This window comes from Variovorax sp. P5_A3 (genome assembly GCF_056400665.1).
Genome location: NZ_JBFUKW010000003.1, coordinates 371,200 through 396,402, shown reverse-complemented (window position 1 = coordinate 396,402; position 25,203 = coordinate 371,200). Strand labels below are relative to the sequence as shown.

Genomic DNA, 25,203 nt, shown 5'->3' with positions numbered 1-25,203 from the left:
CGGACTCTGCACAGTGCGCCGCCCGACTTCGCAGCGCTGTCACTACGCTATCTCGCCGCTTGCGACCCACTTCGCAACAGGGTGGCCTCAGCGTCGCCAAGCTGAGCGTGGTCGGCCAGCTCTACCGGGGCGGCGCGATGACCCCGACGGAACTGGCGGCGCGAGAAGGCGTCAAGCTGCAGTCGCTGACGCGTCTCCTTGCTGAACTGGAGGCCGATGGATGGCTTGCCCGAAAGGCGCACGCGTCGGACGGCCGCCAGTCGCTGCTGAGCCTGACCCGGACCGGCATGAAGCGCCTGACCTCGACGGTTCGGGCAGGCAATATCTCGCTCGCCAGGATCATCGAGGCCACTCTCACCGAGACTGAACGCGCCCTACTGCTCCGCGCCTGCGGGATTCTCGAAGGCATCGTCGCCACCCTGGATCGCGCCGGCGATGGCGGATCCGCCACCTCATGAACCTCGCGTCATCCGCACAAGGCGCAATGCGCCAGTTCTTCATGGACGAAGAGAAGCGCCATCACGGGCTGCAACTGGCAGGTGCCGTCGTGCTCGCCTATGTCGTTGCAAGACTGGTCGGACTGCCTGAACACTTCTGGGCGGTGATGAGCACCCTGATCGTGATGCGGCCGAGCAGCGGCGGCACGCTCGATGCGGGATGGGACCGGGCGCGCGGGACGATGATCGGCGTGCTCGGCGGCCTGCTCGGTGCCTGGCTGCAGCAGGCGGGCGTCAATGTCATTGCCAGCACGCTCGTCATCGTCGCGATGCTGTCTTTCGTGAGCGCCGCCAGTCCGGCACTGCGCAGCGCGCCGATCGCTGCGCTGATCGTCCTCGCCGCAGGTCACCTCGCGGACCATTCGGCGCTGCAGGCGGCCGAGTTGCGCGTGGTCCAGATCGCGATCGGCATCGGTGTCGCGATGGCCGTGTCGCTCGTCTCGTCGAAGTACCGCGCGCCGGTCCGTTTCAGCAAGGGATGCGCGGCACTCTTGCATCGCATGGCCCGGCAGGTTCAACTGGCGAGCGCGGGCGGACAGACCGACGAGGCGGATGCGGAAAAGGCCGCAGCTGCCCTGCGGACCGGGCTCGATCGACTTTCGATGCTCGCGGGAAGCGCCGACCGGGAATCGCGCTTCTTCCGACGCAAGGGAGCGCCGACCGACGGTCGGATTCATCAACGCGTTGCGGGATTGATTCGTCGGGTCGTGCAGGACACATCGGTGCTGAATCGCGTGCTGCGCACACACCCGGCGCAGGACGCAGCCAAGGCCGCGAGCCTGGCGCTTTCGAGCCTTGGCGATGCCCTTGCAGGCGCTGGACAGCCGGCCCTCGGCGCGCTTCAGGCGGTGGCGGTGTCATCATCGGCCACATCGCCGGATTCACCCCGCGCCGATGCGCTGCTGGCCGGACCGCTCCATTTCCTGCTCGAAGACCTGCAGCGCCTGGCGAGCCTGTCGTCGAAACTGAGCGCCTGAGTTGTGCCGCAATTCTGTGGATAACGTTGTGTGTAGCGGCGGGAGACCCTTGCACGGCGCCTGATCTGGCGCGGGTTTCCGCCGCATTGCCTCCCGAATAAGCACCTGAAGAACCATTCATGACCACCATCCAGTTCAGGCGCCGACTCATCGTGATCATCCTGCTGTGCGTCGCCGTCGGAGGCGCCTTCGTGCGGCATTTCGCGGCGCCCGGATCGACCTTGCGCGACATCGGCACGCTGATGCTGCTGCTGTGGGTGCCGATCATCGGCAACGTGATCGCCTGGCTCATCGGGCGGATGCGGCGTCCGGCAGCGCCCGCGGCCTCACCCTTCGACGCGCGTGGGCCCTTCGAACCTCATGCGCTCGTCGAACTGACGCTGCGACCGCCCAAGCTGCCCTCCCACGACGCCCCGGTCGCCGAAGGCGAGCATCGCTGCGCGCTCGTCGTCGACAACGAGGCCTTCTCGGTCAGATGGTGGGTGCAGCCCGGTGAAGGTTTTCGACGCGGAACGGCGCAGGCGATCGAAGTCGAGTTCCTGGCTCCGGCGCTGGCGCGCCCCCGGTTCCTGCGCGATACCGCATTCCGGATGTTGGTGGGCGAGTCGTTCATCGGGGACGGTCGCGTGCTCCGCCTGCTCGACCCGACCTGAAGGGAACGCCGCTACGCGGCAGCCGCAGCCCGAATGAACCCTCGGTGGTTCAGCGAACGTCGCGACGCGCCAGCAACACGTTGCCGCCGGTGGTGTTGAACGAGATGGTCGGTGCACTGAAATCGCTGAGCGGTGCCCCCAGGCCGATCTCGCCGCTGCCGTGAAGCACGCATTCGTCGCGCCTCAACGCGATCTCGCCGCTGGCCCCTGCCGTTCCGTGAAAGCGGACCCAGGTGCCATAGGTGCTGACATCGACCAGCACGCAACTCCCCTGGCGCGCTTCGATGCGCGCATGGAGGCGCGACACGCGCGGGTCGTTCACCACGAACTGGGCCTCGTCGACCCGTCCGAGGTGGATGGGCAGTTCCGCAGCACGGAACATCGAACGCACGTCGAGCCACGCCAGTTCGATCTGTCCGAAGGACGAATCCGCGCCGCGCGCCGGCTGGATCAGCGCCGCGGGCATCGTGAGGAACTCGGACACCTCGTCCTGCCAGTCGACGCGATGAACGACAGGCATCTCGTTCTTGCCGCGGATGTTGATCGGACCGAGGTTGCGGTGGCGGACTTCGCCTTCATGCAGTTGCTCGATGACCGATTCGGTCGCCCAGATCTGGCCGGGGCCGGCCAGGTCGCTGAGACGGGAGGCCAGGTTGACCGCGTCGCCGTAGCAATCGCCATCGACTTCGACCACCTCGCCGCTCGCGACGCCGATCTGGAGTTCCATGCGCAAGGGCGCCGGCCAGGTCTGCAGTCGCTTCTGGTGGTTGCGCTGCATCTCCAGCACGGCCCGCGTGGCCGTCACGCCGTTCGTGAAGATGGCGAAGACCCCGTCGCCCAGCGACTTCACGACGCGGCCGCCATGGGCTTCGCACACGCCGCCGATCCACTGGGTCAGCCGCGTCACCGTCTCGGTCGCACGCGCATTCCCCATGGCCTCGAAGACCCTGGTGCTCCCCGTCAAGTCAGCAAATACGACAGTGGAATTCGCGCCCATGTTTTGTGCAGTTTTTGGTAGCTCTCGCTGTTCGATTATGGCAAAGGAGCGGGAAAACACCGTCACAGGCGCTCAAATCGTGCCGGATGTCCGCAAAGCTGTTGCTTTTTCATTTCGTGACATCGAGTACGCAACGTTTCATTTTTGAAAGTAACACTTAGGTATCCATTCTTCAGCCAACACTCGAGCAGTTCCGTGAAGTATGTTGTTTTTAAACATGAATAATTGTTTCCACCCTTGTGCGGCCGGGAACCCAGCCTTAACGTAGCGGCCATCAAGGCTCACGGCAACTCGCCTTCATCTCCATGGCCCTCACCAGGTTCTTCCGCTTTCTGTCCCTCCCCGGGCTCGGCTTTCGCCGTTCCGCGGATCGCCAGATGGGTCAGATCCGTACCGCCATGCTGTCGCTGCTGCAGGTCCATGGCGGCCATTCCATCCAGCGCGTTGCACAACGCGTTCGCTTTGCGGGTGATCTCGAAGCGCTCTGGTATCTCCGCCAGGACGTGCTGACGGCCCTCAGCGCTGTCGATGGCGAAGTCGCCGCCCGTCGCCAGATGCGACAGATCAATCGCCTCTTCAAGGGCGGTCTTCCCGGCACGATGGGCCCGAGAGCCCACAACCGCATCACCACCTGACCCGGCGCGCCGCCCTCGTGGCCGACGCGCTTTCCGGCTCGCTCAGTGGGAATGGGCGTGCCGATGCCCCCACACCATGAAGACGTCGCGCCCGTCGGCGGCCAGTTCCACCTTGGCGCCAACCGGCAGGAGCACCTTGGTCGGCACGTGACCGAAAGGCAGCCCGGTCAGGACCGGCGGCTTGATCAGCTCGCGCAGTCGCGCGGTGACGGTCTGCATGCCGAATCCACGATCGTGCGGCACCTTCTTCGTGCCGGTGAACGAGCCCAGGATCACGGCTTTCTGGCGGCCCAGTACGCCCGCGTGACGCAACTGGTCGATCATGCGTTCGACGCGGTACGGATGCTCATTGACGTCCTCGAGGAACAGCACACCCTTGTCGATCGCCGGGAAATACGGCGTGCCGAGCAGGCTGGTCAGAACGCAAAGGTTGCCGCCCCACAGCACGGCATCGTGGATGCTGCGAATCTTCGGCAGGTCGGCGCTGTCGCGCGCCGGCATGCGCCAGCCGGTGCCCTCGCCCTGCCCGCTGAGCAGGTCGTCGAAGCAGGCTTCCATGATGTCGTCCGCGCCGGCCTCGGCGCCGAAGTCTTCGCCGACCGCGGGGCCGGCCCAGGTCACGGCGCCGGTCTTGGCCAGCAGCGCACTCTGGAAGGCCGTGAAGTCGCTGACGCCGACGAACTCCGTGCCGTGATGGATGGCCTTGGCCACCGCCTTGTAGGGGATCGCATCGAGGATGCGCGTGAGCCCGTAGCCTCCGCGCGAGATGAGCGCGATGTCGGCCCCGCTGGCCGCGGCGCGCGAGATGGCAGCCAGCCGCGTGGCGTCGTCACCTGCGAAACGCTGGTGGGTGGCAAGGGTGGCTTCGTCGATCTCGACTTCGTGACCCAGTGCCTTGAGGCGTTTGACGCCACGCTTGAATGCAGCCTTGTCGCGCACGGCGCTGGAGGGCGAATAGATGTAGATGTGCTTTTTCACGGGGCGAAGTATCCCATTGCGTCCCGGGCCAACTGGGCCGCCTGGGAGGCCGTAGGGCCGGAGCGATGCTTCGGAATGGGGCCCAGCGCGCGCAGTGCGGCCTCGTAGCCGCGATCGGGAAAAGGCGCGCGCCACGCATCGGAGGCAGATTCACCGCCATCCGGCGCGACCATCACCCAGGGGAACTGCCCAGGCGCCGCTTCGACGAGAAGCGACGCCAGCGGCGACGCACTTGCACTGTGGACCAGCGCCAGCAATCCGGGCTGCAGGTCGTCGAGCCATTCGATCAGCACATCGCGATGCCATGCCAGTTGATGCACGACCTCGCGCTTGGGCTTGTCGCTCTGGCCGAAGCCGATCAGGTCGGGCGCCAGGACACGCAGCCCCTCCAAACCCACGAGATGCCTGAACAAGTAGCTCCATTCGCCCGGACCGTGGAGGCAAAGACATGCATGGCCCGCGTCGCGCGGACCCTCGTCCAGGTAGTGCATCCGCCAGCCCTTCAGGCTCGGAAGATCGCTCACGTAGTGCGGCTCGAAGACATAGTCGGACAGCGCGCTGAAGCACTCGGCCGGCGTGCGAAGCGCATCGTCGCGCAACGGTTCGGCCGCCTCGCGTGCCGCGCTTCGTCGGCCGCGAAAGAAGGCCTGCAGGAGCGACTGGCATTCCTCCGCCAGGACACCGCCCTGCACCTGCGTGTGATGGTTGAGCTGCGGCTGTCCGAGCAGGTCGATCACCGAGCCAGCAGCGCCAGTCTTCGGGTCCGCCGCACCGAACACCAAGCGAGCGAGCCGCGCATGCAGCATCGCACCGGCGCACATCGCGCACGGCTCCAGCGTGACGAAGAGCTCACAACCGTCCAGCCGGTAGTTGCCGAGCGCGGCGCCCGCTGCGCGCAGCGCGTTGATCTCGGCATGCGCGCTCGGATCATGCAGCGCCACCGGCGCATTGCGGCCGCTGGCGATGAGTACGCCATCCTTCACCAGCACGGCGCCGACAGGCACTTCACCGGCATCGGCGGCCTGTCGCGCTTCGGCCAGCGCAAGACCCATCCAATACGCGTCAGTTGTCATCGGGGACGGGACGACGCTGCTGCATCGCGGCGTCGAGCGACTGCTTGAACTGCTGCTGGATCTGCTGGCTCTGCGCACGGGCATCGCCCGCCGGTGCGCTACCGCCCGGCGCCGGGGCGGACGACAGTGCGGGCGCCGCGATGCTGCTCATCTGCTTCTTGACGAGCAATCCGACGATCGCAAGCGCGAGGACGAGGCCGATCAGTCCGATGACTCGCATCTCAGGTCTCCGCCGCCGGGACTGCGTCGCTGATGTTCATGCCCAATCGCTTCATCCAGCCGGCCAGCGCCTGCTCGTCGGACGATCCCACGCTGTAGCGCGCATGCATCGCTGCGTGCGATTCCTTGCGGTGCTGGTTGAGCTTGAGCTTGCATTGCAGCGCCGTCACGCGCAGTTCGAAACCGACGATGCCGTTGAGCATCTTGAGCTGGAACTCCTCGCCGAGGTCGCGCCACTGCTGCGCATACGCCGGCTCATGCTCGCCGATCAGGCGCTTGAGCAGCGCATCCTTCTCGACGGGTGTTTCGATCAGCCGGGCTTCGACCGTGCAGTTCACCGCAAGGTAGTTCCATGTCGGAACGCGCGCCAGGTCCGGATAGACCGACGGCGACAGGTAGGCATGCGGACCCAGGAAATCCACGACCGCCGTCGGCCGGGCCTGCAAGTAGCGCCAATGGGGATTGGGCTTGGCGCAGTGGCCCAGCAGAGCGAAGCCGCCCTCCTCGCCGCGATCGTCCAGCACGAGCGGCAGGTGCGTGACGAAAGGCAATCCGTCGTTGTCGTTCGAGATCAGCGTCGCGAAGGGATGCGCGCGCATCAGTTCCGCGGCGATCGCGCGGTCGGTGGCGTTGAACTGGGGTGGCATGTACATGGGGCGGCCCTGCGAAAAGGATCGCCCGATTGTCCCCGAGCCGCCCTACTTTGCGCCCGAGGCCTTCAGCTTTTCGACCATCGCGTTGTAGCCGCGCGCCTTGGCCAGTTGCAGCGGCGTGTTGCCCTGCCGGTCGGCGAGCTGCAGATTGGCGCCCGCATCGACCAGCGCGACGAGCGTGCGCTGACGGCGCGGTCCGCCATCGCCGAGCACGATCGACTCGATCAGCGCGGTCCAGTGCAGGTTATTGACGTGGTCGAGCGGCGCGCCTGCCGCGATCAAGCGGCGCACGACCTCGTCGTGCCCAAGGTGTGCCGCCGCAATGAGAGCGGTGCCGTCATAGCGGCTCGTGGTCTGTCCGGGGCTCGCGCCGAGCGACAGCAGCAGCGCGAGCGTCGGCACGTCGTCCGCGACCGCGGCGATGGTGACGGCGTCATAGCGATCGTCTTCCAGGCGATCGAGATTCGCTCCCGCCTTGGCCAGTGCGGTGACGGCTTCGCGCTGGCGCGCATAGGTCGCGACGTGCAAGGGCGTGCGCCCCAGCCCATCGCGCGCATCGAGGTTCGCGCCGGCCGCGATCAGCATCTTCAGCCTGGGCGTGTCGCCGCGCCACGCCGCCTGATGCAGCCCCTGGTAGGCCTGCACCTCGGTGGTCGTCGGCGGCACCTGCGCCAGCGATGTGCCGCCGCCCGACAGCAGCAGCGCCGCAACAACGGCAAGGCACGAACGGCGGAGCGCGGCTTTCGTCATGATCAGCCCAGTTGGCCCTTGACCTTTTCGAGCGCCGCGTTGGCACACTGATCGTCGAGGTGGCCGCCCGGCGCGCCGCCCACGCCGACGGCGCCGATCACTTCGTTGCCGGACTTCACCGGCACGCCGCCGCCGAGCAGCAGGAAGCCGGGGATGTTCACGAGGTTCGCCGCGCCGGGGTTCTTCTGCGCGTTTTCCATCATGGCGAGGGTCGGCGTCTTGGCCGATGCCGAGGTCCATGCCTTGCGCTCGCTGGCGGCCACAGTGTGCGCACCGGCGTTGTCGGCGCGCTGCACGGCACGCACGGTGCCGGCGCGGTCAACCACGGTCGCGGCCACGGCATAGCCGTTGGCGGCGCAGGCGGCGACGCTAGCGGCAGCGATCTGGTTCGCGAGTTCGAGCGACATGTTCTTTTCGGCGCGCACGGCCGGGCTGGGCGCCTGGGCTTGCGCCTGCGCGGTCATCGCGGAAGCGGCGAGCAGGACGGCGAGGCCGCCGAGGCGAAGGGTCGAATGCATGGAGTTCTCCGATGTTGATGGGTTGCTTGCGCCGGCATTCCGCCGATCGCCTGGCAACTGTAGAAACCGCCCGGCCCGGAGACCATTCGTACGGCTACGCCCGCCGCTCCGTAGAACTACGGAATGTCGACCAGCGCCGCGTAGCGCCGGATCAGCTGCGCGAGCGAATCGCACTCCAGCTTGGCGAACAGATTGGCGCGGTGCGTCTCGACCGTACGCGGCGACAGCGACAACGCGCGGGCGATTTCCTTGTTGGTCAGCCCGGTCACGATGTAGCCCAGCACCTCGCGCTCGCGATCGGAGAGCTGCTGGTAGCGTTCGCGTGCCGCCTGGTCGGCCTGTGTGCGCTCGCGCGAGTTGACGTGCTGCCGCACCGCGTGCTGCAAGGCTTCGAGCAACTGCTCGTCGTCCACCGGCTTTTCGAGGAATTCCGCGGCGCCGGCCTTGAAGGCGCGCCGGCACATTTCCACCGTGCCGTGGCCGGTGAGCATGATCACCGGCTGGTCCACACCCTGCGCGATCAGGGTGCCGAGCACCGTGAGGCCGCTGATGCCCGGCATGCGCACGTCGAGCACGATCGCGCCGATGCTGCTGCGGTCGAAGCCGTCGATGAAGGCCTGCGGATCCGCCCACGCTTGCGTGCGCAGCCCCACCGTGCCGATCAGCAGTGCGAGGCTCTCGCGCACGGCGAGGTCATCGTCGATCAGGTGGATGAGGGGCGACAGCGGCTCGTTCATGCGTGCCGCTCCGTCGAAGTACGCGCCGATGCCGCCAGCGGCAGCCGCAGCGTGAAGCGCGCGCCGCGCGGCGAGGCGGACTCGGCGCCGAGCGAGCCGCCCATGCCGACGGCCAGCGTCTCGCAGAGGCTCAGGCCAAGCCCCAGGCCCCCTTCGCGCGTGCTAAAGAAGGGATCGAAGATGCGCGGCATGGCCTCCGGCGAAATACCGCGTCCGTTGTCCGTCACGGTCAGCACGCCCTGGCTTCCTTCGCGGCTGGCCGAGATTCGAAGGCCGCGTTCGCCCGCAGGCACGTCCTCCAGCGCCTGCAAGGAATTCATCAGCAGGTTGTGCAAGATCTGTTCGAGCGCGATTGGATCGGCCTGCACGGCGATCGGTACATGGCCCGTATCGTCGACGGTCGGCGCGACTGCACGCTGGTCGAACTCGGGTGCGAGCAGATGCAGCGCACCGCGCAGCGCCTCCTGCAGCGCGATCGGCCGCGTCTCGGCTTGGCGGTCAGGTTTGGCGATCACGCGGCGGAGTCGGCCGATCACGTCCGCCGCCCGACGCGCCTGCTCCGCGGCCTGCTGCATTGCGGTGCGTGCGGTTGCCAGTTCGGGCGGCTCGTCATTCAGCAGTCGCTGGGCCGCCTGCGTGTTCGCAAGCACGGCCGTGAGCGGCTGATTGAGTTCGTGGGCCATCCCGGCTGCGAGCTCGCCCAGCGCATTGAGCCGCGCCACCTGCCCGAGCCGCAACAACTCTTCAGCGCGCCGCCGGGCGATGCGCTGCCGAAGCAGTGTGCAGGCGCCGCCGAGCACGACCCCTGCCGCGATGGCCCAGGCAGCCATCGAAGCCCAAGGCAGTTCGCGCCAGGACACGACGCGCTCCGCCACGAGATCGAAGGACTGGCTCTCGGAAGCCAGTGCCTTGCGGAAATCGAAGCGCCAGCCATTGGGCGCGGTCGCATCGCCCGGCTGCACCAGGAAGGACTGCCCTGCCCTTTCGAGCGTCACGCGCACCGGGCTGGTCTTCGGATCCATCGGCCAGTCGCGCCAGGGGACGGCGGTCGCGAGGTCGATGTCGAGCGCGTAACTGGTCGGCACTGCGCCGATCACCAGCCGGTAGCGCCCGCTCGCGAAGTCAGCCGTCGCAAGTTCCGGGCGCCGCAGTTCACGCGATCGGGACTCGGCATCCGCCAGCGCCGGGTCGGGCCAGGACGCACCAGCCTCGCGCCGCTGCACGTCGAGGATCGAGGGATAGACCGACGGCAGCCGCCGCTCGGGCTGGTTGGCGCCCGGCATGGGTTCGAGCAGCGCGAGCGTCGCGAGCACGGCGTCGTACTGCACCACTTGCTGGCTCATCAAGCGGTGCGCGATGCGCCCGTTGACCTCGAAATCCTCATGCAGTTGCTGGATCTCGGCGCGCGCGATCCAGACCGCGCCGGCGCCGGTGACCAGCAGCCATGCGAGCCACCAGCCACCTTGCGAACGCAACCATTGCCTCATGGCGCGGATTGTGCCTGCGCCGTCCTCCGCCAGAATTGCGTCCATGAGCGATCGTCGAATCCCACTCATCCCCTTGGTCCTCGTGCTTCTTGCCTGGGTCACGGGCTGCACCACGGCCGTGAAGACGTCGATGGCCGAAGCGCGCGTCGAATCCCTCATCGGTCGCATGACGGTGGAAGAAAAGGTCGGCCAGCTCAGCCTGTATGCACCGGCTGGCGTGGACATCGTCGCCAATCCGCAGGCCGCGCAGCAAAGCCTCGACCAGCAGCTGGCCGACATCCGCGCCGGCCGCGTCACGGGCCTGTTCAACAACGAGGGCCTGGAGGGCAAGCGCCGCGCACAGCAGGTCGCGGTCAATGAATCGCGGCTCGGGATTCCGCTGATCTTCGGCGCGGACATCATCCATGGCTTTCGCACCGTTTTTCCGGTGCCGCTGGCGGAGACGGCCAGTTGGGAACCCGCGCTGGCCGAGCGCACCGCGCGCGCCTCGGCAGAGGAAGCGAGCGCCGACGGCTTCCGCTGGACTTTCGCGCCGATGGTCGACATTGCGCGCGACGCCCGATGGGGCCGCGGTGTCGAAGGCGCGGGCGAAGACGTCTACCTCGGTCGGCAGTTCGCCGCGACGCGCGTGCGCGGGTTCCAGGGTAGCGACCTCTCGCGCGGCGATGCCATGCTTGCAACGCCCAAGCATTTCGCCGGCTACGGCGCTGCGGAGGGCGGCCTGGACTACAACACCGTCGATCTGTCGGAGCGCACCCTGCGCGAGGTCTACCTGCCGCCCTTCCGCTCGGCGATCGACGCAGGCGCACTCTCGATCATGAGTGCGTTCAACGAGATCGGCGGCATTCCGTCGAACGCGAATGCCTCGCTGCTGACCGGTGTCCTGCGCAAGGAGTGGCACTTCCAGGGCTTTGTCGTGTCCGACTACACCGCCGACGAGGAACTCATCGCGCATGGCTTCGCGGCCGACGGACGCGAAGCCGCCCGGCGCGCCTTCATGGCCGGCACCGACGTCAGCATGCAGAGCGGCCTCTACATGAAGTACCTGCCCGTCCTCGTCGAGTCCGGCGAAGTGCCGAAGTCGCGGCTCGACGACGCAGTGCGCCGCGTGCTGCGGGTCAAGGCCAAGCTCGGCTTGTTCGACCAGCCTTTCCGCGGGCTGGACGACCCGAAAGGCCCGCGCTTCGACATGGCGGCCCATCAGGCGCTCGCGCGGGAATCGGCGAGCCGCTCCATCGTGCTGCTGAAGAACGATGGCGATGTGCTGCCGCTGCCCAGGTCCGGCAAGAAGATCGCGCTGATCGGCCCCTTCGCCGGCACGTCGGACCTGTTCGGCCCGTGGCGCCTCTTCCCGGACCAGGCGCCGCCCGTCGGCATCGAGGAGGCGATGCGCAGCGGGCTGGCTTCGCCCGAAGCGCTGACGGTGGTGCGTGGCTCGGATGTCGATACACCCATCGCTGGCGGCATCGCAGCGGCGGTCGCAGCGGCGCGCGAGGCCGACATCGTGGTGCTGTCGATCGGCGAAAACGAGCAGATGTCGGGCGAGGCACGCTCGCGGTCGGACATCGAGATCCCGAAAGCACAGCAGGACCTCGCCGACGCCGTGGTCGCGGCAGGCAAGCCGGTCGTCATCCTCCTGCGCAACGGCCGCGCCCTCGCGCTCAAGGGCGGCGTGCGGCAGGCCAACGCGATCCTCGTCACCTGGTTCCTGGGATCGCAGACCGGCGGCGCGATTGCCGATGTGCTGTATGGCGACGTCAATCCCTCGGGGCGGCTGCCGGTGAGCTTTCCGCAGACGCCGGGCCAGGTGCCCTACTACTACAGCCACAAGCGCACCGGCAGGCCGCAGCTCCCGGATGCACCGGCGCAGATGTACAAGGCCCGCTATCTCGACGCGACCAACGACGCGCTCTACCCCTTCGGCTACGGGCTGGGCTATGCGCGGGTGCGCTACGACACGCTCGAAGTCCAGTCGGGCCGCATGGCGTGGGACGGCGCGCTCAAGGTCCGCGCGCGCGTCACCAACACCGGCCGGCGCGAGGCCGACGAAGTGGTGCAGCTCTACATCGGTGCGCGGTCGGCCAGCGTGACGCGACCGGTGCGCGAGCTCAAGGGCTTTCGCAAGGTGCGCATTCCGCCGGGCGCTTCGACGGACGTGGAATTCACGCTCTCGCGCGCAGACCTGATGTTCATCGGCCAGGACCTGAAGCCGACCGTCGAGTCGGGGCCTTTCGACCTCTGGGTCGGCCCGTCGGCCACGCAGGGATTGAAGAGCAGCTTCGTCCTCGCGCCGGAATGAGGCACCGGAGGCTCAACTTTGGCGAAAGGCTGCCGATATACCGGGCAGCGGGTAGGCCCGCGCCGGGGTCGGGTTGGCGTGCGGGACAATGTGCGTTCCTCGCACCTGCCGCACGATGCAAGATTCGCTTTTCGACGACCTCGAACAACCCGCTCCGGCTGCTGCTCCTTCGCCCGTGTCGCAGAAGCCGCAGAAGCGCGCAACCGAACTACGTGCAAGGGTGCAGGCAGCGCCGCCCGATGCATCACTACAGGCATTGGCCGACGCGCTTCCTGCGACGCTGAGAATAGGCACATCCTCGTGGTCCTTCCCCGGCTGGACCGGCATGGTGTGGGGGGGCCAGTACGAGCCGTCTGTGCTGTCGAAGCACGGGCTCGCCGCGTATGCCCACCATCCGCTGTTCCGTACCGTGAGCATCGACCGCAGCTTCTACAAGCCCCTGTCGGCCAGCCAGTTCGCCGCCTACGCATCGCAAGTGCCGGAAGAATTTCGCTTCGTCGTGAAAGCGCCGAGCCTCGTCGCAGACGCCATGGTGCGCGGCGAAGATGGGCGCGGCATGGAGCCCAACCCCGCCTTCCTGGACGCGGCACTGGCCGCCGGCGAGTTCGTGCAGCCGGCGCTCGACGGGCTCGGCCACAAGCTCGGCGTGCTGGTGTTCCAGATGAGCCCGCTGCCCGGCGCGCTCCTCGCGCGCATGCCCGAAGTCCTGGCTCGGCTCGGCGCGATGCTGCGCGCCCTGCCGAGCCTGCGGCCGACGGCTCCGGACGCCGTGATCGCCGTCGAAGTGCGCAATCCCGAGTTCCTCACGCCGCAGTTCGTCGATGTCCTGCGCGAAGCCGGCGCGACCTATTGCCTCGGCCTGCATTCGAAGATGCCGCCGATCGCCGATCAACTGCCGCTGTTGCGTGCGCTCTGGCCCGGACCTCTGGTGTGCCGCTGGAACCTGCATCGGATGCATGGCGCGTACGGGTACGAGGAAGCCAAGACGCTGTACGAGCCTTTCGACAAGCTGGTCGACCCCGACCTCGATACGCGCGGCGCGCTGGCCCGCGTCATCGCCGGCACAACGAATGCCGGCCAGAACGCGTATGTCACGATCAGCAACGAGGCAGAAGGCTCCGCGCCGCTCACGGCGCTGGCGCTGGCGGAGGAATTGCGACGATTGGGGCGCTGAGGCCCTTTACTCCCACTCCATCATCAACAGGCCGTCCAAACCCATATGGTCCAAGGACTTGGCTGTGATCGACATGGATCTTTACCGTCGCTTCTACCGTCAGAAGCGATTTCATGCCTGGCCATGGTGTCCTCCTGAAACGGGTGCAGAGAGGTCAAAAATCAGGCACGTCGTGGTCGCGTCCGCACACGGAGTGCGTCAACTACGCATCAAGGGGAGCCGACAGCCTCGACAGGACTGCCGCACGGCAGACATCCAGAATTTCATCGGCAAGTGGCGAGTCGTCAGGACACGCCCGCGACAGCACTATCGCGCCGATCACCTGCGCAAGGACATCGATGCGCCTGGCGCGCAGGTCGCTTTCCCGGTTGCCATCCTCGGGCGCGCCGTGCTGGTTTGCCAGGGTCTCTAGCAGGCTTTCAACGCCGGTCGCAAAAGCCGTCTTGATCGACTGCGGCTGACGCGCAGCGTCTGCGCACAGCGCGGCCATCGTGCAACCTTCACCCCGAGCGTCGCGATGCTCTCGGGACAGGTATTGCTTGACGACTTCCACCGCATCGACCCCTTCGGCTTTGGCGGCCGACTGCGCAAAACCACAGGTCGCCGCTTCCGCCAGCAGTTCGGCCTTGGAGCCGAAGTGCTTATAGAACCCACCATGGGTAAAGCCTGCGACCGCCATCAAGTCCGCGATCCCCACCCCGTCATAGCCTCGCTCGCGAAACAGCGTGGAGGCCGTCTCGACAATGCGCGCCCGGTTCGCCTGTGCCTGCGCTTTGGTGACCTTCATGTCCAGGATCTCTCTAGATATGCCATCAGTGAAGTCGTGAATATACATTGATGTCAATCATCATCAAAGTCCTTGACAATAAAGATGATGATCGACATCATTAAGCCAACTTACCTTGGAAGGCTTCCGGATATGAGCGACACCCACCTGACCGCCCCCACCCGCTTCGTCGAAGTGGATGGCGACAAATTCGCCTATCGCCGCTGGGGCAACACCTCCGGCGGACAGCCCCCTCTGTTCTTCGTCCAGCATTTCCGTGGCGGCATGGACCACTGGGACCCCCTGTTGACTGATGGGCTGGCCGCAGGCCGCGAAGTCATCCTCTACAACGGTCGTGGCATTGCCTCATCGACTGGCGCGCCCCGCAACCGGATCGAAGACATGGCAGACGACATCGCCCTGGTGATCCGGGCGCTGGGCCTGTCCCGGGTCGATCTGCTTGGCTTCTCGATCGGGGGCTTCCAGGTGCAGGAGGTCGCACTGCGTCACCCGCCACTGGTTCGCAAGCTCCTTCTGCTCGGCACCGGACTGCGCGGCGGCGATCCGAAGATGGAGCCCAGGGTGCTGCAAGTCGCGCCCAATCCCGTGCCAACCGCGGATGACTTCCTCTACCTGTTCTTTGGCCGCTCGGAGGCTGCCAAGCAGGCGGGCCTGGCCTTCTGGGAGCGCCGTCACCAGCGCGTCGACCAGGACCCGCCCAGTTCCATGGCGGTCGCTCAAGCCCAGACCGAGGCGCACGCCGCCTACCTCCAGCCATTGCCGGGTGCGAATCCCTATGCCTTCCTGAACGCCGTCACGCAGCCGACCCTGGTGCTCAACGGCGTCCACGACATCATGATCCCGACGATCAACTCCTGGCATCTGTCGCAGAACATTCCCAACGCGCAGCTGTTGATCTACCCCGACGCCGGACACGGCGCGCAGTTCCAGCATCCCGAGCGCTTCCTCCAACACGCGATCCAGTTTCTGAAGGAGTGATGCCACCCGCATCCCCTTTTCCTGTCTGACCAACGACCTTTTCGATCAAGAGAAAACACATGACCTCCCATTCCACTGTTCTCATCACGGGCGCCTCGACCGGCATTGGCGCCATCTATGCCGACCGCTTCGCACGCCGCGGCCACGACCTTGTGCTGGTGGCACGCGACAAGGCACGCCTGGAAACACTCGCTACGCGCCTGCGCGAGGAAACCGGCGCTGCCGTCGATATCCTGCCGGCCGATCTGACCCAGCCTGGCGATCTGGCCGCAGTCGAGGCGCGCCTGCGCGAGGACACCAGGATCGAAACCCTGATCAACAACGCCGGGGCCGCGCTATCCGGTCAGTTCATCGACCAGTCGACAGACGATGTCGCCCGCCTGGTCAGCCTCAACACCACCGCACTCGTCAGGCTGGCGAGCGCCATCGCCCCGCGCCTGGCGCAGGCCGGCAAAGGCGCCATCGTCAACATCGGCTCGGTGGTCGGCCTGGCGCCCGAGTTCGGCATGTCGGTCTACGGCGCGACCAAGGCCTTCGTGCTGTTCCTGTCCCAGGGGCTGAGCCTGGAGCTCACGCCCAAGGGCGTCTACGTGCAGGCGGTGTTGCCTGCCGGCACTCGTACCGAGATCTGGGAGCGCGCGGGCATCGACAGCAGTGCGATGCCTGATCTGATGGGAGTGGAAGAGCTGGTAGATGCCGCGCTGGTCGGATTCGACCGCCGCGAACTCGTGACCATCCCGCCGCTGCATGATGCCGCGCGCTGGGAGGTGCTGAACGCCGCACGGCAGACCCTGATCGCAAACATCCGGCAGGCGCATGTGGCAGAGCGCTATCGAACCGCCGCCTGAAACGGCAAAAAGCTCCAGAACGGAACGGACAGCACATGACGTTCAAGGCACTGCTCGCCAGCAAGACCGGCGACACCATTACAAGCAGCCTGGTCGACTTCAAGGACGAGGATCTGATGCCGGGCGACGTCACCGTCGCGGTCGAGTACTCGACGGTGAACTACAAGGACGCGATGGCGCTCAGCGGCCGGTCACCGGTCATTCGCCAGTTTCCGCTGATTCCGGGCATCGACTTTGCCGGTGTCGTCGAGTCATCGACCTATCCCGGCCTCGTCGCCGGCGACCGTGTGCTGGCGACCGGCTGGGGACTGAGCCAGACGCACCACGGTGGCTTCGCGCAGAAGGCGCGGGTGAGCGGTGATTGGCTGGTCAAGGTCCCGGGAGTCTTTTCGACCCGGGATGCCATGGCCGTCGGCACCGCCGGGTTCACCGCCATGTTGTCCGTGCTCGCACTGGAGCATGGCGGCCTGACGCCCGAGCGTGGCGACATCCTGGTGACCGGCGCCAATGGCGGCTCCGGCTCTGTGGCCATCGCGTTGCTGTCGGGCCTGGGCTATCGCGTGATCGCGTCGACCGGCCGCCTCGACGAAGCCGCCTACCTGCGTGCGCTGGGCGCGGCGGACGTCATCGACCGCCGCACCCTGTCCGAAGCGGGCGCACCGATCGCCAAGGAGCGGTGGGCCGGGGCCATCGATTCGGTCGGCAGCCATACGTTGGCGAACGTCCTGGCGCAGACCCGGTATCGCGGCGTGGTCGCGGCCTTCGGCCTCGCACAGGGCGCGGACCTGCCGGCATCCGTCCTGCCCTTCATCCTGCGCAACGTCACCCTCGCCGGTATCGACTCGGTCAATGCGCCCCAGCCTGTGCGGCTGCAGGCGTGGTCGCGTCTGGCCAGCGACCTGGATCTGGACAAGCTTGCACGGACCACCAAGGTGATTGGCCTGGCAGATGTGCCTGAAGTCGCCAGCCAAGTCCTCGCAGGGAAGGTTCAGGGGCGCACCATCGTCGATGTGAACGCCTGACCACCAACGCGATGACGATGCCCCCTACCGACAAGCACCCAGGATCGCACGTGCCCTACATCGACACCCCCAACCGATCGATCGATGTCGACGGGACTGCATTCGCGTACCGCGACCTGGGGCCGCGCAACGGCGTGCCGCTGATTCTGCTCAACCACTGGGGCGCGGTCCTCGACAATTTCGACCCGCGTATCGTCGATGGGCTTTCTCGCAGGCATCGCATCATCGCCATCGACTACCGGGGAATTGGCGCTTCGGGCGGAACGGCACCTGTGACCATCGACGCGATGGCACGGGATGCGATCGCACTGATCCACGCACTGGGTTTCGAGAAGGTCGATCTGCTTGGCTTCTCCCTCGGAGGTTTCGTGGCGCAGGACATGGTGCTGAAAGCCCCCGGCCTGGTGCGCCGACTCATACTGACCGGCACGGGGCCGGCAGGCGGCAAAGGCATCGAACGGGTCGGAGCGGTCTCCTGGCCGCTGATAGCCAAAGGCTTGTTGACGCTGCGTGATCCAAAGACCTACCTGTTCTTCACCTCCACGGCCAATGGCCGGCAAGCCGCGAAGGCCTTCCTGGAGCGACTGAAGGAGCGCAAGGCGGATCGGGACAAGGAGCCGACGCCCAGTGCCTTCCTACGACAGCTGAAGGCCATCAAGGCCTGGGGCCGGCAGGCGCCGCAGGATCTGGGCGGCATCCGCATCCCTGTGCTGATCGCCAATGGCGACAACGACATCATGGTGCCCACCGTGAACAGTCATGACATGGCGCGTCGCATTCCTGGCTCACAACTGGTCATCTACAAGGACGCCGGGCACGGCGGGATCTTCCAGTACCACGGCGAGTTCGTGCCCAAGGCGTTGGCCTTCCTCAATGACTGAACAATCAAAAACCCTGAAAAAAAGTCCCCCATGAAAGCTTTCATCATCGATCGGTACGGAAAGAAGGAAGTTGGCCGCATCGGCGAAATGCCCGACCCCGAGGTCCGGGACGATGACGTCCTGATCCGGATCCGCGCGGCGAGCATCAATCCCCTGGACTCGAAGACCAAGAGCGGTGAATTCAAGCTGATTCTTCCCTACCGCCTCCCCCTGATCCTGGGCAACGACATGGCCGGAACGGTCGTGCGGGTCGGCGCTCGCGTTCGCAACTTCAAGCCCGGTGATGAGGTCTATGCACGCCCCGACGACGATCGCATCGGCACCTTCGCCGAGTTCATTGCCGTCAAAGAATCGTCGCTGGCGCTGAAGCCCGCGAATCTCAGCATGGTCGAGGCCGCCTCCCTTCCCCTGGTGGCCCTGACGGCCTGGCAGACGCTGGTCGAAACCGCCAAGCTGAAAAAGGGGCAGAAGGTGCTGATCCATGCCGGCTCCGGCGGCGTAGGCACCATCGCCATCCAGCTTGCCAAGCATCTCGGGGCGTTCGTGGCCACGACCACCAGTACGGCCAACATCGCCTGGATGAAGGCCTTGGGCGCGGACGTTGTCATCGATTACAAGCAACAGGACTTCGCCACGGTGCTTCGTGGCTACGACGTGGTGCTGAACAGCCTCGGCACCAACGAGCTGAACAAATCCCTCCAGGTTCTCAAGCCCGGCGGGCATCTCATCTCCATCTCGGGGCCGCCCACCCCGGCGTTCGCCGTCGCGCGAGGACTGGCTTGGCCGCTCCAGCAGGTGCTGCGCCTGCTGAGTTTCGGCATCAGGAAGAAGGCAAAAAAGATCGGGGGCGAATACTCGTTCGTCTTCATGCGGGCCGATGGGGCGCAGTTGCGTGAGATCACTTCCCTCATCGAATCAGGCGCAATCCACCCGGTCGTCGACAAGGTATTTCCGTTTCAGGACACCCACAAAGCTTTGGCCTACGTCGACAGTGGGCGCGCAAAGGGCAAGGTCGTGGTGCAAATGCTGTAGCTGACGCGCATGCGGCACGACACGGAGAACGATATGAGTACCCACACAACCATCAACATCGGCAAGCGCGCGCTTGTGACCGGCGCATCCAGCGGCATCGGCGCGGCCATCGCGCGTGAGCTCGCGGCACTCGGCGTCGATCTCGTGCTGACGGCGCGACGCCGCGATGCGCTCGACGCGGTCGCCGCAAGCTGCAAGGGCGTGAAGGTCGAGATCGTCACCGCGGATCTCGGCAAGCCCGATGCCGCGCGCGCTGTGGGACGCCGCGATCGCCAGCGGCCCGATCGATACATCCTGATCAACAACGCCGGGTTCGCGTCGACCGGGGCGTACCAGTCCGTGCCGAACATGGCGCTGTACGCCGCGTCGAAGGCGTTCGTGCGCAACTTCAGCGAGGGTCTCCGTGACGAGCACCGCGGCACGCCGCGATCTGCGCGATGCTGCGCGGCAAGCGCACGGTGGTGCCCGGGCTGTTCAACAAGCTGTCGTGCTTCGGCGTGCGTTTCCTGACGCGGCGGTTCGCGTCGCGGGTGGCGACTCAAGTGCTTGGCAAGCCGCGGTTGGCACTGCCGGCGAGAAAAGGGACTTGAGACCGCGGGCAACCATCGCAGACAACTGCAGGGGCGCCCTCACTCCCACTCAATTGTTTCCCAGGTCCCGAAAGCCGCGTAAACACTAGGTTTGTCAGTCCGATCCATCGGCTTTTACCGTCGCTTTTGCCGTCATACCAATCCAACTCTGTGTGGCTGCGACCGAGTGCTCCCGGATACTCCAGAGGTTGCAAAACGGACTGTGCCCGAATCGTCGCATATCGAATCTCGAAAAGCTTCGTTGCCCTCACCGGGTTCCGCAACCAGACTCCAACATTTTCTGGAGCCCCCGATGCCTAACACGAATCTCGCCGCAGAACGCCAGTTGCGCGTCACCGAAGCGATGGACCGGTTGACCGCGATCGAAAAGGCCCACGGCGCGACGCGCGAAGGTGTCGACTTGATGCGCGACGAACTGCTCAAGCTCGCCAAGTACAAGCGGCTGTTCGTCACGTCCGAATTCGAACCGGCCAAGCGCGGCACCTTCAAGGACTTCGTCGCGTACCGGCTGAACGAACAAGACGACACCAAGCGCGCGCTGTATGTGTCCCTCGCGCTTCCCGGCAAGTCGAGCCCGCCCCACAACCACAACAACTGGGCGGTGCTGGTCGGGCTCGAAGGCGTCGAAGAAAACCGGCTGTACCGCGCCGACCCGGAGCACGGCTTCCAGCAGATCGATTCGATCGAAGTCGGCCCGGGCGTCGGCCTGGCGCTGCTCGGTCACGAGATCCACAGCATCCACGTTCAGGGCGAAGGCGATGTGCCGGTGTGGCAATTGCGCTTCTATGAACGTGCACTCGAGTTGCAGACTGACCGCGTGCAGTTCGACGAGAGCGGCAACACCACCTTCTTTCCGCCGAACCAGAACACGAAGGACGCGACCGTGCAGGCAGACGAAGCGCTGGCGCAATCATGAAGCGCCGCAGCTTCAATGCCTTCTCGGCCCTGTCGGCGTTCTCTAAAGTCCCGGCGTTCTCTGCGCTGGCCGGAACCGGACTGCTCGCATCCCGCCCCGCCTTCGCCAAGGACTATCCGGACCATCCGCTGACCTTCATCGTCGCCTACACGCCGGGCTCGGCCAACGACATCCTGGTGCGCATCATCGCGCCCGCACTCGGCAAGGAGCTGGGCCAGGCCATCGTGATCGAGAACCGGCCCGGTGCCGGCGGCACGCTCGGCGGTGCGCAGGTCGCCAAGGCGCCAGCCGACGGCTACACGCTGGGGCTCGGCTCCACCGCCACGGTCGCGATCAATCGCGCCCTCTTCAAGGGCTTGAGCTACGACCCGTGGAAGTCTTTCGCGCCGGTGATCCCGTTCGGCACCACGCCCAACGTACTGGTCGTCTCGCCGGCCAGCGGCATCACATCCATCGCCGCGCTGAAAGCCGCAGCGGCCACGCGACCACTGAACTACAGCTCGTCGGGCAACGGCACCACGCAGCATCTGGCCGGCGTACTGCTGCAGCAGACGCTCGACCTCCGCACCACCGAGCACGTTCCCTTCAAGGGCCCCGCGGAGCAGGTCGCTGCGATCGCCGGCAACCAGGTCGACTTCGGTTTCGTGTCGCTGCCCTCGGGCCAGGCGTTGATCAGGGACGGCCGGCTGCGCGCGCTCGGCGTTACGTCGAGCAAGCCCGCGGCATCGCTGCCGCAAGTACCGACGCTCGCCGCTGCCGGCCTCAAAGGCTTCGAGCAGACCGGCGTCTGGTTCGGCCTGGTGGTCGGGGCCGGTTCGCCAGCCAAGGTGATCGAGCGACTGCATGGCGCTGCCGCACGCGCACTTGCCGAGCCCGAATTGCAGAAGCGCTTGACCGATGCCGGCTACGAACTTTCGCCGCCGAGCAGCCCGGCCGAGTTCTCCGCGTTCGTCGAGCAGCAGGTCGGCTTCTGGCATCAGTTGGTCACGTCGTCGGGTGCGGTCGTCGGTTGATTGCCCGACGCGTTCACGAGGCTTTCCCATTGCCGTCAAATAGGCAGCCTCAACAGAGGATTTCGTGACCAATCGCTCCGTGCCAATCGATTCCAAGACACCCCGCCAACCCGCCTCCCCTGCCCCGATCGACGCCGCCACGCTGCAACGCTGGCTCGGCGACAGAGACGAGATCGCCCTGCTCGATGTCCGTGAGCACGGGCAATACGGTGAAGGCCATCCGTTATTCGCGGTGCACGCGCCGTACAGCCGGCTCGAACTCGACATCGTTCGACTGGTGCCGCGCTTGCAGACGCGCATCGTGCTGTTCGACGATGGCGATGCGTCGGCGCGGCTCTCCGCACGTGCAGCCCGCTGCCTGGCGACCTTGGGCTACTCGAATCTTTCGGTGCTCACAGGCGGCGCACCCGCCTGGGGCCGCAGCGGCCACGCCTTGTTCAAGGGCGTCAACGTGCCCTCGAAGACCTTCGGCGAAGTGGTCGAGCATGCACTGCACGTGCCGCACATCGCTGCCGCCGAACTGGTCGCGCGCCGAGCAGCTGGCGAGCGCTTCATCCTGCTGGACGGGCGCACGCTCGAAGAGCACCGCAAGATGACCTTGCCGGGCGCGGTGCCGGTGCCCAATGGCGAGCTGGCCTTGCGGTGGTCGTCGCAACTGGCCGATGAAGCAGACCGGACAACACCGATCGTCGTGCACTGCGCCGGCCGCACGCGCAGCATCGTGGGTGCACAGATACTGCGCGATGTCGGCGTGCCCAACCCGGTCTACGCATTCGAGAACGGGACGCAGGGATGGGCGTTGGCCGGCCTCGAGTTGGAGCGCGGCAGCACCCGAACGCTACCGGCGGCAGCACCGTTGAATTCGCCGCAGAGCGCGTCTGCAAAAGTGGCACTCGACGCGGCATTGAAGCAGAACGGCGTGCAAACGCTCAGCACGGCTGCGGCGCAAGACTGGATCGACGATCCGGGCCGCACGACTTTCGTCTTCGACGTGCGCACGCCCGAAGAATGTGCGCAAGGCAGTCTGCCGGGCGCCCGCAATGCGCCGGGCGGGCAGTTGATCCAGGCACTCGATCTGCAAGTCGGCGTGCGTCACGCGCGCATCCTTCTGCTCGATGACGACGGCATTCGCGCAAGCGTCGTCGCGCTCTGGCTGAATCGACTCGGTTGGCAAGCGGCCGCCGTGTCGGAAGGCATTGGCAGCGGCCTGCGCGTGGCACCGGCCGAGGCGATCGGCGCGCTGGCCGACCTGGCGCCGGTGGCAAGACAAAGCACGCAAGCACTGGTCGGCTTGCGAAAGGCCGCGTCAACCCGACCGGCCGCCGTCATCGATCTTCGGCCATCGCAAGACTTTAGGCGTTCGCATGCCGTGGGCGCGGTCTGGTCGATCCGCCCGCGGCTGGTGGCAGACGTTCGCGCACTGACCTCGGGGGACCATGGCAGCCCGGTCTTGTTGCTCGCAGCGGAAGAGTCGATTGCGCGACTGGCGGCGCAAGACCTGCACGAAGCCGGCTGGCTGCAGGTGTCCTGGGCACCAGCCGAGTCGACCGACGCGGCCGACTGGCCATCCGTCGCCACACCGGGCCAGCCTTCGGATGACGAAGCGATCGACTTCCTGCGCTTCGTGCATGACCGGCACGACGGCAACCTCGATGCTGCGCGCCGCTATCTCGAATGGGAGACCGGGCTCATCGCACAATGCACGCCCGACGAACTGGGGTCTTTCAATCTCGGCAGCCAGCCGACGCCATAGGCCGGATCGGCTGCGAGATCAAGCCCTGAATCAAGCTGCGACGGGCGCCAGCCTGATCGACACATCGGTCTCGCGTTCGAGCTGCGCGACCAGACCCAGCTCCCAGTCGAGATAGGCCCGAAAGCCCGCATCGCGCGCGGCCAGGTCGGCATGCGCATACGGGCTGAACCAGTGGTCGTCGTCGCCGGTCAGCACGCCCTCGGCTCCCTTGGCTACCGGCAACCCGGCAGCAACCCACGCCTCGGTTCCGCCGGCGATGGCACGCACATCGCGCCCGGTGCGCTCTGCCAGTTCGGCGGCCACGCTGCGTGCCAGCACGCCATCCGGGGACGCCAGCAGCACGATGCCTTTCGGTTCCTTCTCGAGGATGACCGGCAGTCGGTCGGGTACCGCGAAGCGGCTGCCCTGCACATGCCGGCGTTCGTAGCCGGCACGCCGGTCGATATCGAACACGAGCGCATTGCCCGACTCGATCCATTGCGATGCCTGCGCCGGTGACAACAGCGGCGCCGAAGGCAGATAAGGCAGCACACGAACCAGCTCCGGGCCCGTGACCAGCGTCGGCAACGGCGGCGGCGCATACACGTAGACCTCGTATCCGCCCAGCTGCGACAACCAGGCCGCGGTGGTAAGCGCACGAACGCCTTCCCAGTCGGCCAGCACGATGCGGGAACCACGTGTGCCGACGTACTCGTCGGTAGCCTGCACCAATTGGCCGCCCGGTGCCCAGCGCCAGCCTTCCAGATGGCCGGCCACGTACTCTTCGCGCGTCCGCACATCGAAGCGGTAGAGGCTGCGCGTGCCTTGCTCGGCTTCGAGCGACTGCAGCGCCTTGTCGTCGATGAACTTCACGCCGGCACGCGATGCCGATGCCCTGGCATGTTGCCGTGCCGACCTGAGCGTGGTTGCGCTGGGCTCGGGCAGCGTGGCGCTGCGCCCATGCGCCAGCGTGCGGCCCGACAACAGCCACGCCATCGTTCCGTCCTTTAGCGACACCACCCGATTCGGAATGCCGGCATCGATCAGCGTCTGCGCACCGACGATGCTGCGTGTGCGCCCGGCGCAATTGATCACCACCAATGTCTCCGGATCGGGCGCCAGTTCGCCGATGCGATAGACCAGCTCGGCGCCCGGCAGGCTACGCGCAAAGGGCAAGCTGAACTGCACAAACTCCTCGGGCGTGCGGCTGTCGACGACGACGAGGTTGTCCCCGCGCTCGATGCGTGCGTTCAGGTCGTCGACATCGATCCACGGCGTGTGCTTCTGGTGCTCGACGACCTCGCCCAACGCCTTGCTCGGCACGTTGGTGCCGCTGAAGATCTCGAAGCCCGCCGCTGCCCAGCCTTCGGTGCCGCCTTGCAGAACAGAAACGTTGCGCCAGCCGAGTGCGGCGAGTTTTGTTGCCGCGGCGTGCGCAATGTCTTCGCGACCGTCGACCAGCACGATGCGTGTGTCACGACGCGGTACCAGGCGGTCGATCGAGAGTTCGAGCCGCCATGCGGGCGCCGACACTGCGAGCAGCAGATGCCGATGCGCAAACACGCCGGTTTCGCGCACGTCGAGCAACGCAAGCTCGTCCTTGCTCGCCAGCAGCGTCTTGAGCGCTTGCGGCGTGAGAACAGGATGGGTGGTCGTTGTGGCTTTGGTTTGCAGCGATTGAGTCATGGTGGGTGCGATCGAAGCGCGATCGAAGGGAAGAGCCATAGACCCTAGCGTCGCACGCTGTACGCGGCAAA

The 25,203-nt window shown here is 66.3% G+C and carries 26 protein-coding genes and 1 pseudogene; 16 read left to right on the top strand and 11 right to left on the bottom strand.

Annotation, left to right across the window (positions count from 1 at the left end; translation table 11 throughout):
• The first annotated feature begins 59 nt into the window (after nt 1–59).
• The 3 genes from AC1D3B_RS07235 (at nt 60) to AC1D3B_RS07225 (ending at nt 2,127) form a co-directional block, all read left to right on the top strand.
• Nucleotides 60–458: a MarR family winged helix-turn-helix transcriptional regulator gene (locus AC1D3B_RS07235; protein WP_478189968.1), complete on the top strand. Its 399-nt coding sequence runs from the start codon at nt 60–62 to the stop codon at nt 456–458.
• Nucleotides 455–1,474 (top strand): FUSC family protein, encoded by a 1,020-nt coding sequence (locus AC1D3B_RS07230; RefSeq protein ID WP_478189967.1) that lies wholly within the window; start codon nt 455–457, stop codon nt 1,472–1,474. The genes AC1D3B_RS07235 and AC1D3B_RS07230 overlap by 4 nt, the downstream gene beginning before the upstream one ends.
• 119 nt (nt 1,475–1,593) lie before the next feature.
• The gene (locus AC1D3B_RS07225) at nt 1,594–2,127 is read left to right on the top strand and encodes a hypothetical protein (RefSeq protein ID WP_478189966.1); all 534 of its coding nucleotides are present in this window, start codon (nt 1,594–1,596) and stop codon (nt 2,125–2,127) included.
• A 49-nt stretch (nt 2,128–2,176) separates the two neighbouring features.
• Here AC1D3B_RS07225 and AC1D3B_RS07220 read toward each other — a convergent pair whose 3' ends face one another.
• On the bottom strand, nt 2,177–3,124 hold the full coding sequence (locus AC1D3B_RS07220) for an adenylate/guanylate cyclase domain-containing protein (protein ID WP_478189965.1): 948 nt from the start codon (nt 3,122–3,124) through the stop codon (nt 2,177–2,179).
• On the opposite strand from AC1D3B_RS07220, the gene AC1D3B_RS07215 reads away from it, so the two are divergent.
• Both AC1D3B_RS07215 and AC1D3B_RS07210 read left to right on the top strand, forming a co-directional pair.
• Nucleotides 3,060–3,272 carry a hypothetical protein gene (locus AC1D3B_RS07215; RefSeq protein ID WP_478190017.1) on the top strand — a complete coding sequence of 71 codons (213 nt, stop codon included), beginning with the start codon at nt 3,060–3,062 and terminating at the stop codon, nt 3,270–3,272. The genes AC1D3B_RS07220 and AC1D3B_RS07215 overlap by 65 nt on opposite strands.
• A 229-nt stretch (nt 3,273–3,501) precedes the next feature.
• Nucleotides 3,502–3,759, top strand: a complete 258-nt coding sequence (locus tag AC1D3B_RS07210; RefSeq protein WP_478189964.1) for a hypothetical protein — start codon at nt 3,502–3,504, stop codon at nt 3,757–3,759.
• Nucleotides 3,760–3,801: 42 nt separating this feature from the next.
• Here the strand turns inward: AC1D3B_RS07210 and AC1D3B_RS07205 are convergent, their stop codons facing one another.
• The 8 genes from AC1D3B_RS07205 to AC1D3B_RS07170 form a co-directional block, all read right to left on the bottom strand.
• Nucleotides 3,802–4,737: an LD-carboxypeptidase gene (locus AC1D3B_RS07205; protein ID WP_478189963.1), complete on the bottom strand. Its 936-nt coding sequence runs from the start codon at nt 4,735–4,737 to the stop codon at nt 3,802–3,804.
• Nucleotides 4,734–5,810, bottom strand: a complete 1,077-nt coding sequence (gene tadA / locus AC1D3B_RS07200; protein WP_478189962.1) for a tRNA adenosine(34) deaminase TadA — start codon at nt 5,808–5,810, stop codon at nt 4,734–4,736. The genes AC1D3B_RS07205 and tadA overlap by 4 nt, the downstream gene beginning before the upstream one ends.
• Nucleotides 5,800–6,030 carry a hypothetical protein gene (locus AC1D3B_RS07195; protein ID WP_478189961.1) on the bottom strand — a complete coding sequence of 77 codons (231 nt, stop codon included), beginning with the start codon at nt 6,028–6,030 and terminating at the stop codon, nt 5,800–5,802. Before AC1D3B_RS07195 ends, tadA begins: the two co-directional genes overlap by 11 nt.
• 1 nt (nt 6,031) lies before the next feature.
• Entirely contained in the window at nt 6,032–6,682 is a 651-nt protein-coding gene (locus tag AC1D3B_RS07190; protein ID WP_478189960.1) for an FMN-binding negative transcriptional regulator, read from the bottom strand.
• Between the two features lie 45 nt (nt 6,683–6,727).
• A complete protein-coding gene (locus AC1D3B_RS07185) occupies nt 6,728–7,432 on the bottom strand; it encodes an ankyrin repeat domain-containing protein (protein ID WP_478189959.1) in 705 nt (234 codons plus the stop codon).
• A gap of 2 nt (nt 7,433–7,434) precedes the next feature.
• On the bottom strand, nt 7,435–7,950 hold the full coding sequence (locus tag AC1D3B_RS07180; RefSeq protein ID WP_478189958.1) for a GlcG/HbpS family heme-binding protein: 516 nt from the start codon (nt 7,948–7,950) through the stop codon (nt 7,435–7,437).
• 116 nt (nt 7,951–8,066) lie between these two features.
• Nucleotides 8,067–8,687: a response regulator transcription factor gene (locus AC1D3B_RS07175; RefSeq protein ID WP_478189957.1), complete on the bottom strand. Its 621-nt coding sequence runs from the start codon at nt 8,685–8,687 to the stop codon at nt 8,067–8,069.
• The gene (locus tag AC1D3B_RS07170; protein ID WP_478190015.1) at nt 8,684–10,174 is read right to left on the bottom strand and encodes a sensor histidine kinase; all 1,491 of its coding nucleotides are present in this window, start codon (nt 10,172–10,174) and stop codon (nt 8,684–8,686) included. Before AC1D3B_RS07170 ends, AC1D3B_RS07175 begins: the two co-directional genes overlap by 4 nt.
• A 43-nt stretch (nt 10,175–10,217) precedes the next feature.
• Here AC1D3B_RS07170 and AC1D3B_RS07165 point away from each other — a divergent pair, with 43 nt between their 5' ends.
• On the top strand, nt 10,218–12,473 hold the full coding sequence (locus AC1D3B_RS07165) for a glycoside hydrolase family 3 N-terminal domain-containing protein (RefSeq protein ID WP_478189956.1): 2,256 nt from the start codon (nt 10,218–10,220) through the stop codon (nt 12,471–12,473).
• 115 nt (nt 12,474–12,588) lie between these two features.
• Nucleotides 12,589–13,647, top strand: a complete 1,059-nt coding sequence (locus tag AC1D3B_RS07160; protein ID WP_478189955.1) for a DUF72 domain-containing protein — start codon at nt 12,589–12,591, stop codon at nt 13,645–13,647.
• A gap of 202 nt (nt 13,648–13,849) precedes the next feature.
• Here AC1D3B_RS07160 and AC1D3B_RS07155 read toward each other — a convergent pair whose 3' ends face one another.
• The gene (locus AC1D3B_RS07155) at nt 13,850–14,434 is read right to left on the bottom strand and encodes a TetR/AcrR family transcriptional regulator (RefSeq protein WP_478190014.1); all 585 of its coding nucleotides are present in this window, start codon (nt 14,432–14,434) and stop codon (nt 13,850–13,852) included.
• A 132-nt stretch (nt 14,435–14,566) separates the two neighbouring features.
• Between AC1D3B_RS07155 and AC1D3B_RS07150 the strand changes: the two genes are divergently transcribed.
• The 9 genes from AC1D3B_RS07150 (at nt 14,567) to AC1D3B_RS07110 (ending at nt 23,467) form a co-directional block, all read left to right on the top strand.
• Entirely contained in the window at nt 14,567–15,412 is an 846-nt protein-coding gene (locus AC1D3B_RS07150) for an alpha/beta fold hydrolase (RefSeq protein ID WP_478189954.1), read from the top strand.
• Between the two features lie 59 nt (nt 15,413–15,471).
• Nucleotides 15,472–16,260, top strand: coding sequence for an SDR family NAD(P)-dependent oxidoreductase (locus AC1D3B_RS07145; RefSeq protein WP_478189953.1), 789 nt, complete (start codon nt 15,472–15,474; stop codon nt 16,258–16,260).
• 35 nt (nt 16,261–16,295) lie between these two features.
• Nucleotides 16,296–17,282, top strand: coding sequence for an acrylyl-CoA reductase (NADPH) (acuI, locus tag AC1D3B_RS07140; protein WP_478189952.1), 987 nt, complete (start codon nt 16,296–16,298; stop codon nt 17,280–17,282).
• A gap of 17 nt (nt 17,283–17,299) precedes the next feature.
• The gene (locus AC1D3B_RS07135) at nt 17,300–18,163 is read left to right on the top strand and encodes an alpha/beta fold hydrolase (protein ID WP_478189951.1); all 864 of its coding nucleotides are present in this window, start codon (nt 17,300–17,302) and stop codon (nt 18,161–18,163) included.
• A 30-nt stretch (nt 18,164–18,193) separates the two neighbouring features.
• A complete protein-coding gene (locus tag AC1D3B_RS07130) occupies nt 18,194–19,195 on the top strand; it encodes an NADP-dependent oxidoreductase (protein WP_478189950.1) in 1,002 nt (333 codons plus the stop codon).
• Between the two features lie 33 nt (nt 19,196–19,228).
• Nucleotides 19,229–19,705: an SDR family NAD(P)-dependent oxidoreductase gene (locus AC1D3B_RS07125; RefSeq protein WP_478189949.1), complete on the top strand. Its 477-nt coding sequence runs from the start codon at nt 19,229–19,231 to the stop codon at nt 19,703–19,705.
• A gap of 372 nt (nt 19,706–20,077) precedes the next feature.
• Nucleotides 20,078–20,701 carry a hypothetical protein gene (locus tag AC1D3B_RS07120; protein ID WP_478189948.1) on the top strand — a complete coding sequence of 208 codons (624 nt, stop codon included), beginning with the start codon at nt 20,078–20,080 and terminating at the stop codon, nt 20,699–20,701.
• Nucleotides 20,698–21,714: a Bug family tripartite tricarboxylate transporter substrate binding protein gene (locus AC1D3B_RS07115; RefSeq protein WP_478189947.1), complete on the top strand. Its 1,017-nt coding sequence runs from the start codon at nt 20,698–20,700 to the stop codon at nt 21,712–21,714. The genes AC1D3B_RS07120 and AC1D3B_RS07115 overlap by 4 nt, the downstream gene beginning before the upstream one ends.
• Before the next feature lie 64 nt (nt 21,715–21,778).
• A complete protein-coding gene (locus tag AC1D3B_RS07110; protein ID WP_478189946.1) occupies nt 21,779–23,467 on the top strand; it encodes a rhodanese-like domain-containing protein in 1,689 nt (562 codons plus the stop codon).
• A 30-nt stretch (nt 23,468–23,497) separates the two neighbouring features.
• On the opposite strand, the pseudogene AC1D3B_RS07105 reads toward AC1D3B_RS07110, so the two are convergent.
• A pseudogene (locus AC1D3B_RS07105) lies at nt 23,498–25,093 on the bottom strand (rhodanese-like domain-containing protein); the annotation flags it as partial.
• Nucleotides 25,094–25,203: the final 110 nt, after the last annotated feature.

Excerpts from the sequence above, each read along its gene's own strand:
- AC1D3B_RS07135 (WP_478189951.1), top strand. The coding sequence starts at position 17,300 with ATGCCCCCTACCGACAAGCACCCAGGATCGCACGTGCCCTACATCGAC.
- AC1D3B_RS07160 (WP_478189955.1), top strand. The coding sequence starts at position 12,589 with ATGCAAGATTCGCTTTTCGACGACCTCGAACAACCCGCTCCGGCTGCT.
- AC1D3B_RS07225 (WP_478189966.1), top strand. The coding sequence starts at position 1,594 with ATGACCACCATCCAGTTCAGGCGCCGACTCATCGTGATCATCCTGCTG.
- AC1D3B_RS07155 (WP_478190014.1), bottom strand. The coding sequence starts at position 14,434 with ATGAAGGTCACCAAAGCGCAGGCACAGGCGAACCGGGCGCGCATTGTC.
- AC1D3B_RS07180 (WP_478189958.1), bottom strand. The coding sequence starts at position 7,950 with ATGCATTCGACCCTTCGCCTCGGCGGCCTCGCCGTCCTGCTCGCCGCT.
- AC1D3B_RS07175 (WP_478189957.1), bottom strand. The coding sequence starts at position 8,687 with ATGAACGAGCCGCTGTCGCCCCTCATCCACCTGATCGACGATGACCTC.
- AC1D3B_RS07150 (WP_478189954.1), top strand. The coding sequence starts at position 14,567 with ATGAGCGACACCCACCTGACCGCCCCCACCCGCTTCGTCGAAGTGGAT.
- AC1D3B_RS07130 (WP_478189950.1), top strand. The coding sequence starts at position 18,194 with ATGAAAGCTTTCATCATCGATCGGTACGGAAAGAAGGAAGTTGGCCGC.
- AC1D3B_RS07210 (WP_478189964.1), top strand. The coding sequence starts at position 3,502 with ATGGGTCAGATCCGTACCGCCATGCTGTCGCTGCTGCAGGTCCATGGC.
- AC1D3B_RS07165 (WP_478189956.1), top strand. The coding sequence starts at position 10,218 with ATGAGCGATCGTCGAATCCCACTCATCCCCTTGGTCCTCGTGCTTCTT.
- AC1D3B_RS07145 (WP_478189953.1), top strand. The coding sequence starts at position 15,472 with ATGACCTCCCATTCCACTGTTCTCATCACGGGCGCCTCGACCGGCATT.
- AC1D3B_RS07220 (WP_478189965.1), bottom strand. The coding sequence starts at position 3,124 with ATGGGCGCGAATTCCACTGTCGTATTTGCTGACTTGACGGGGAGCACC.
- AC1D3B_RS07170 (WP_478190015.1), bottom strand. The coding sequence starts at position 10,174 with ATGAGGCAATGGTTGCGTTCGCAAGGTGGCTGGTGGCTCGCATGGCTG.
- AC1D3B_RS07195 (WP_478189961.1), bottom strand. The coding sequence starts at position 6,030 with ATGCGAGTCATCGGACTGATCGGCCTCGTCCTCGCGCTTGCGATCGTC.
- AC1D3B_RS07185 (WP_478189959.1), bottom strand. The coding sequence starts at position 7,432 with ATGACGAAAGCCGCGCTCCGCCGTTCGTGCCTTGCCGTTGTTGCGGCG.
- AC1D3B_RS07215 (WP_478190017.1), top strand. The coding sequence starts at position 3,060 with ATGGCCTCGAAGACCCTGGTGCTCCCCGTCAAGTCAGCAAATACGACA.
- AC1D3B_RS07115 (WP_478189947.1), top strand. The coding sequence starts at position 20,698 with ATGAAGCGCCGCAGCTTCAATGCCTTCTCGGCCCTGTCGGCGTTCTCT.
- AC1D3B_RS07190 (WP_478189960.1), bottom strand. The coding sequence starts at position 6,682 with ATGTACATGCCACCCCAGTTCAACGCCACCGACCGCGCGATCGCCGCG.
- tadA (WP_478189962.1), bottom strand. The coding sequence starts at position 5,810 with ATGACAACTGACGCGTATTGGATGGGTCTTGCGCTGGCCGAAGCGCGA.
- AC1D3B_RS07230 (WP_478189967.1), top strand. The coding sequence starts at position 455 with ATGAACCTCGCGTCATCCGCACAAGGCGCAATGCGCCAGTTCTTCATG.
- AC1D3B_RS07125 (WP_478189949.1), top strand. The coding sequence starts at position 19,229 with ATGAGTACCCACACAACCATCAACATCGGCAAGCGCGCGCTTGTGACC.
- AC1D3B_RS07120 (WP_478189948.1), top strand. The coding sequence starts at position 20,078 with ATGCCTAACACGAATCTCGCCGCAGAACGCCAGTTGCGCGTCACCGAA.
- acuI (WP_478189952.1), top strand. The coding sequence starts at position 16,296 with ATGACGTTCAAGGCACTGCTCGCCAGCAAGACCGGCGACACCATTACA.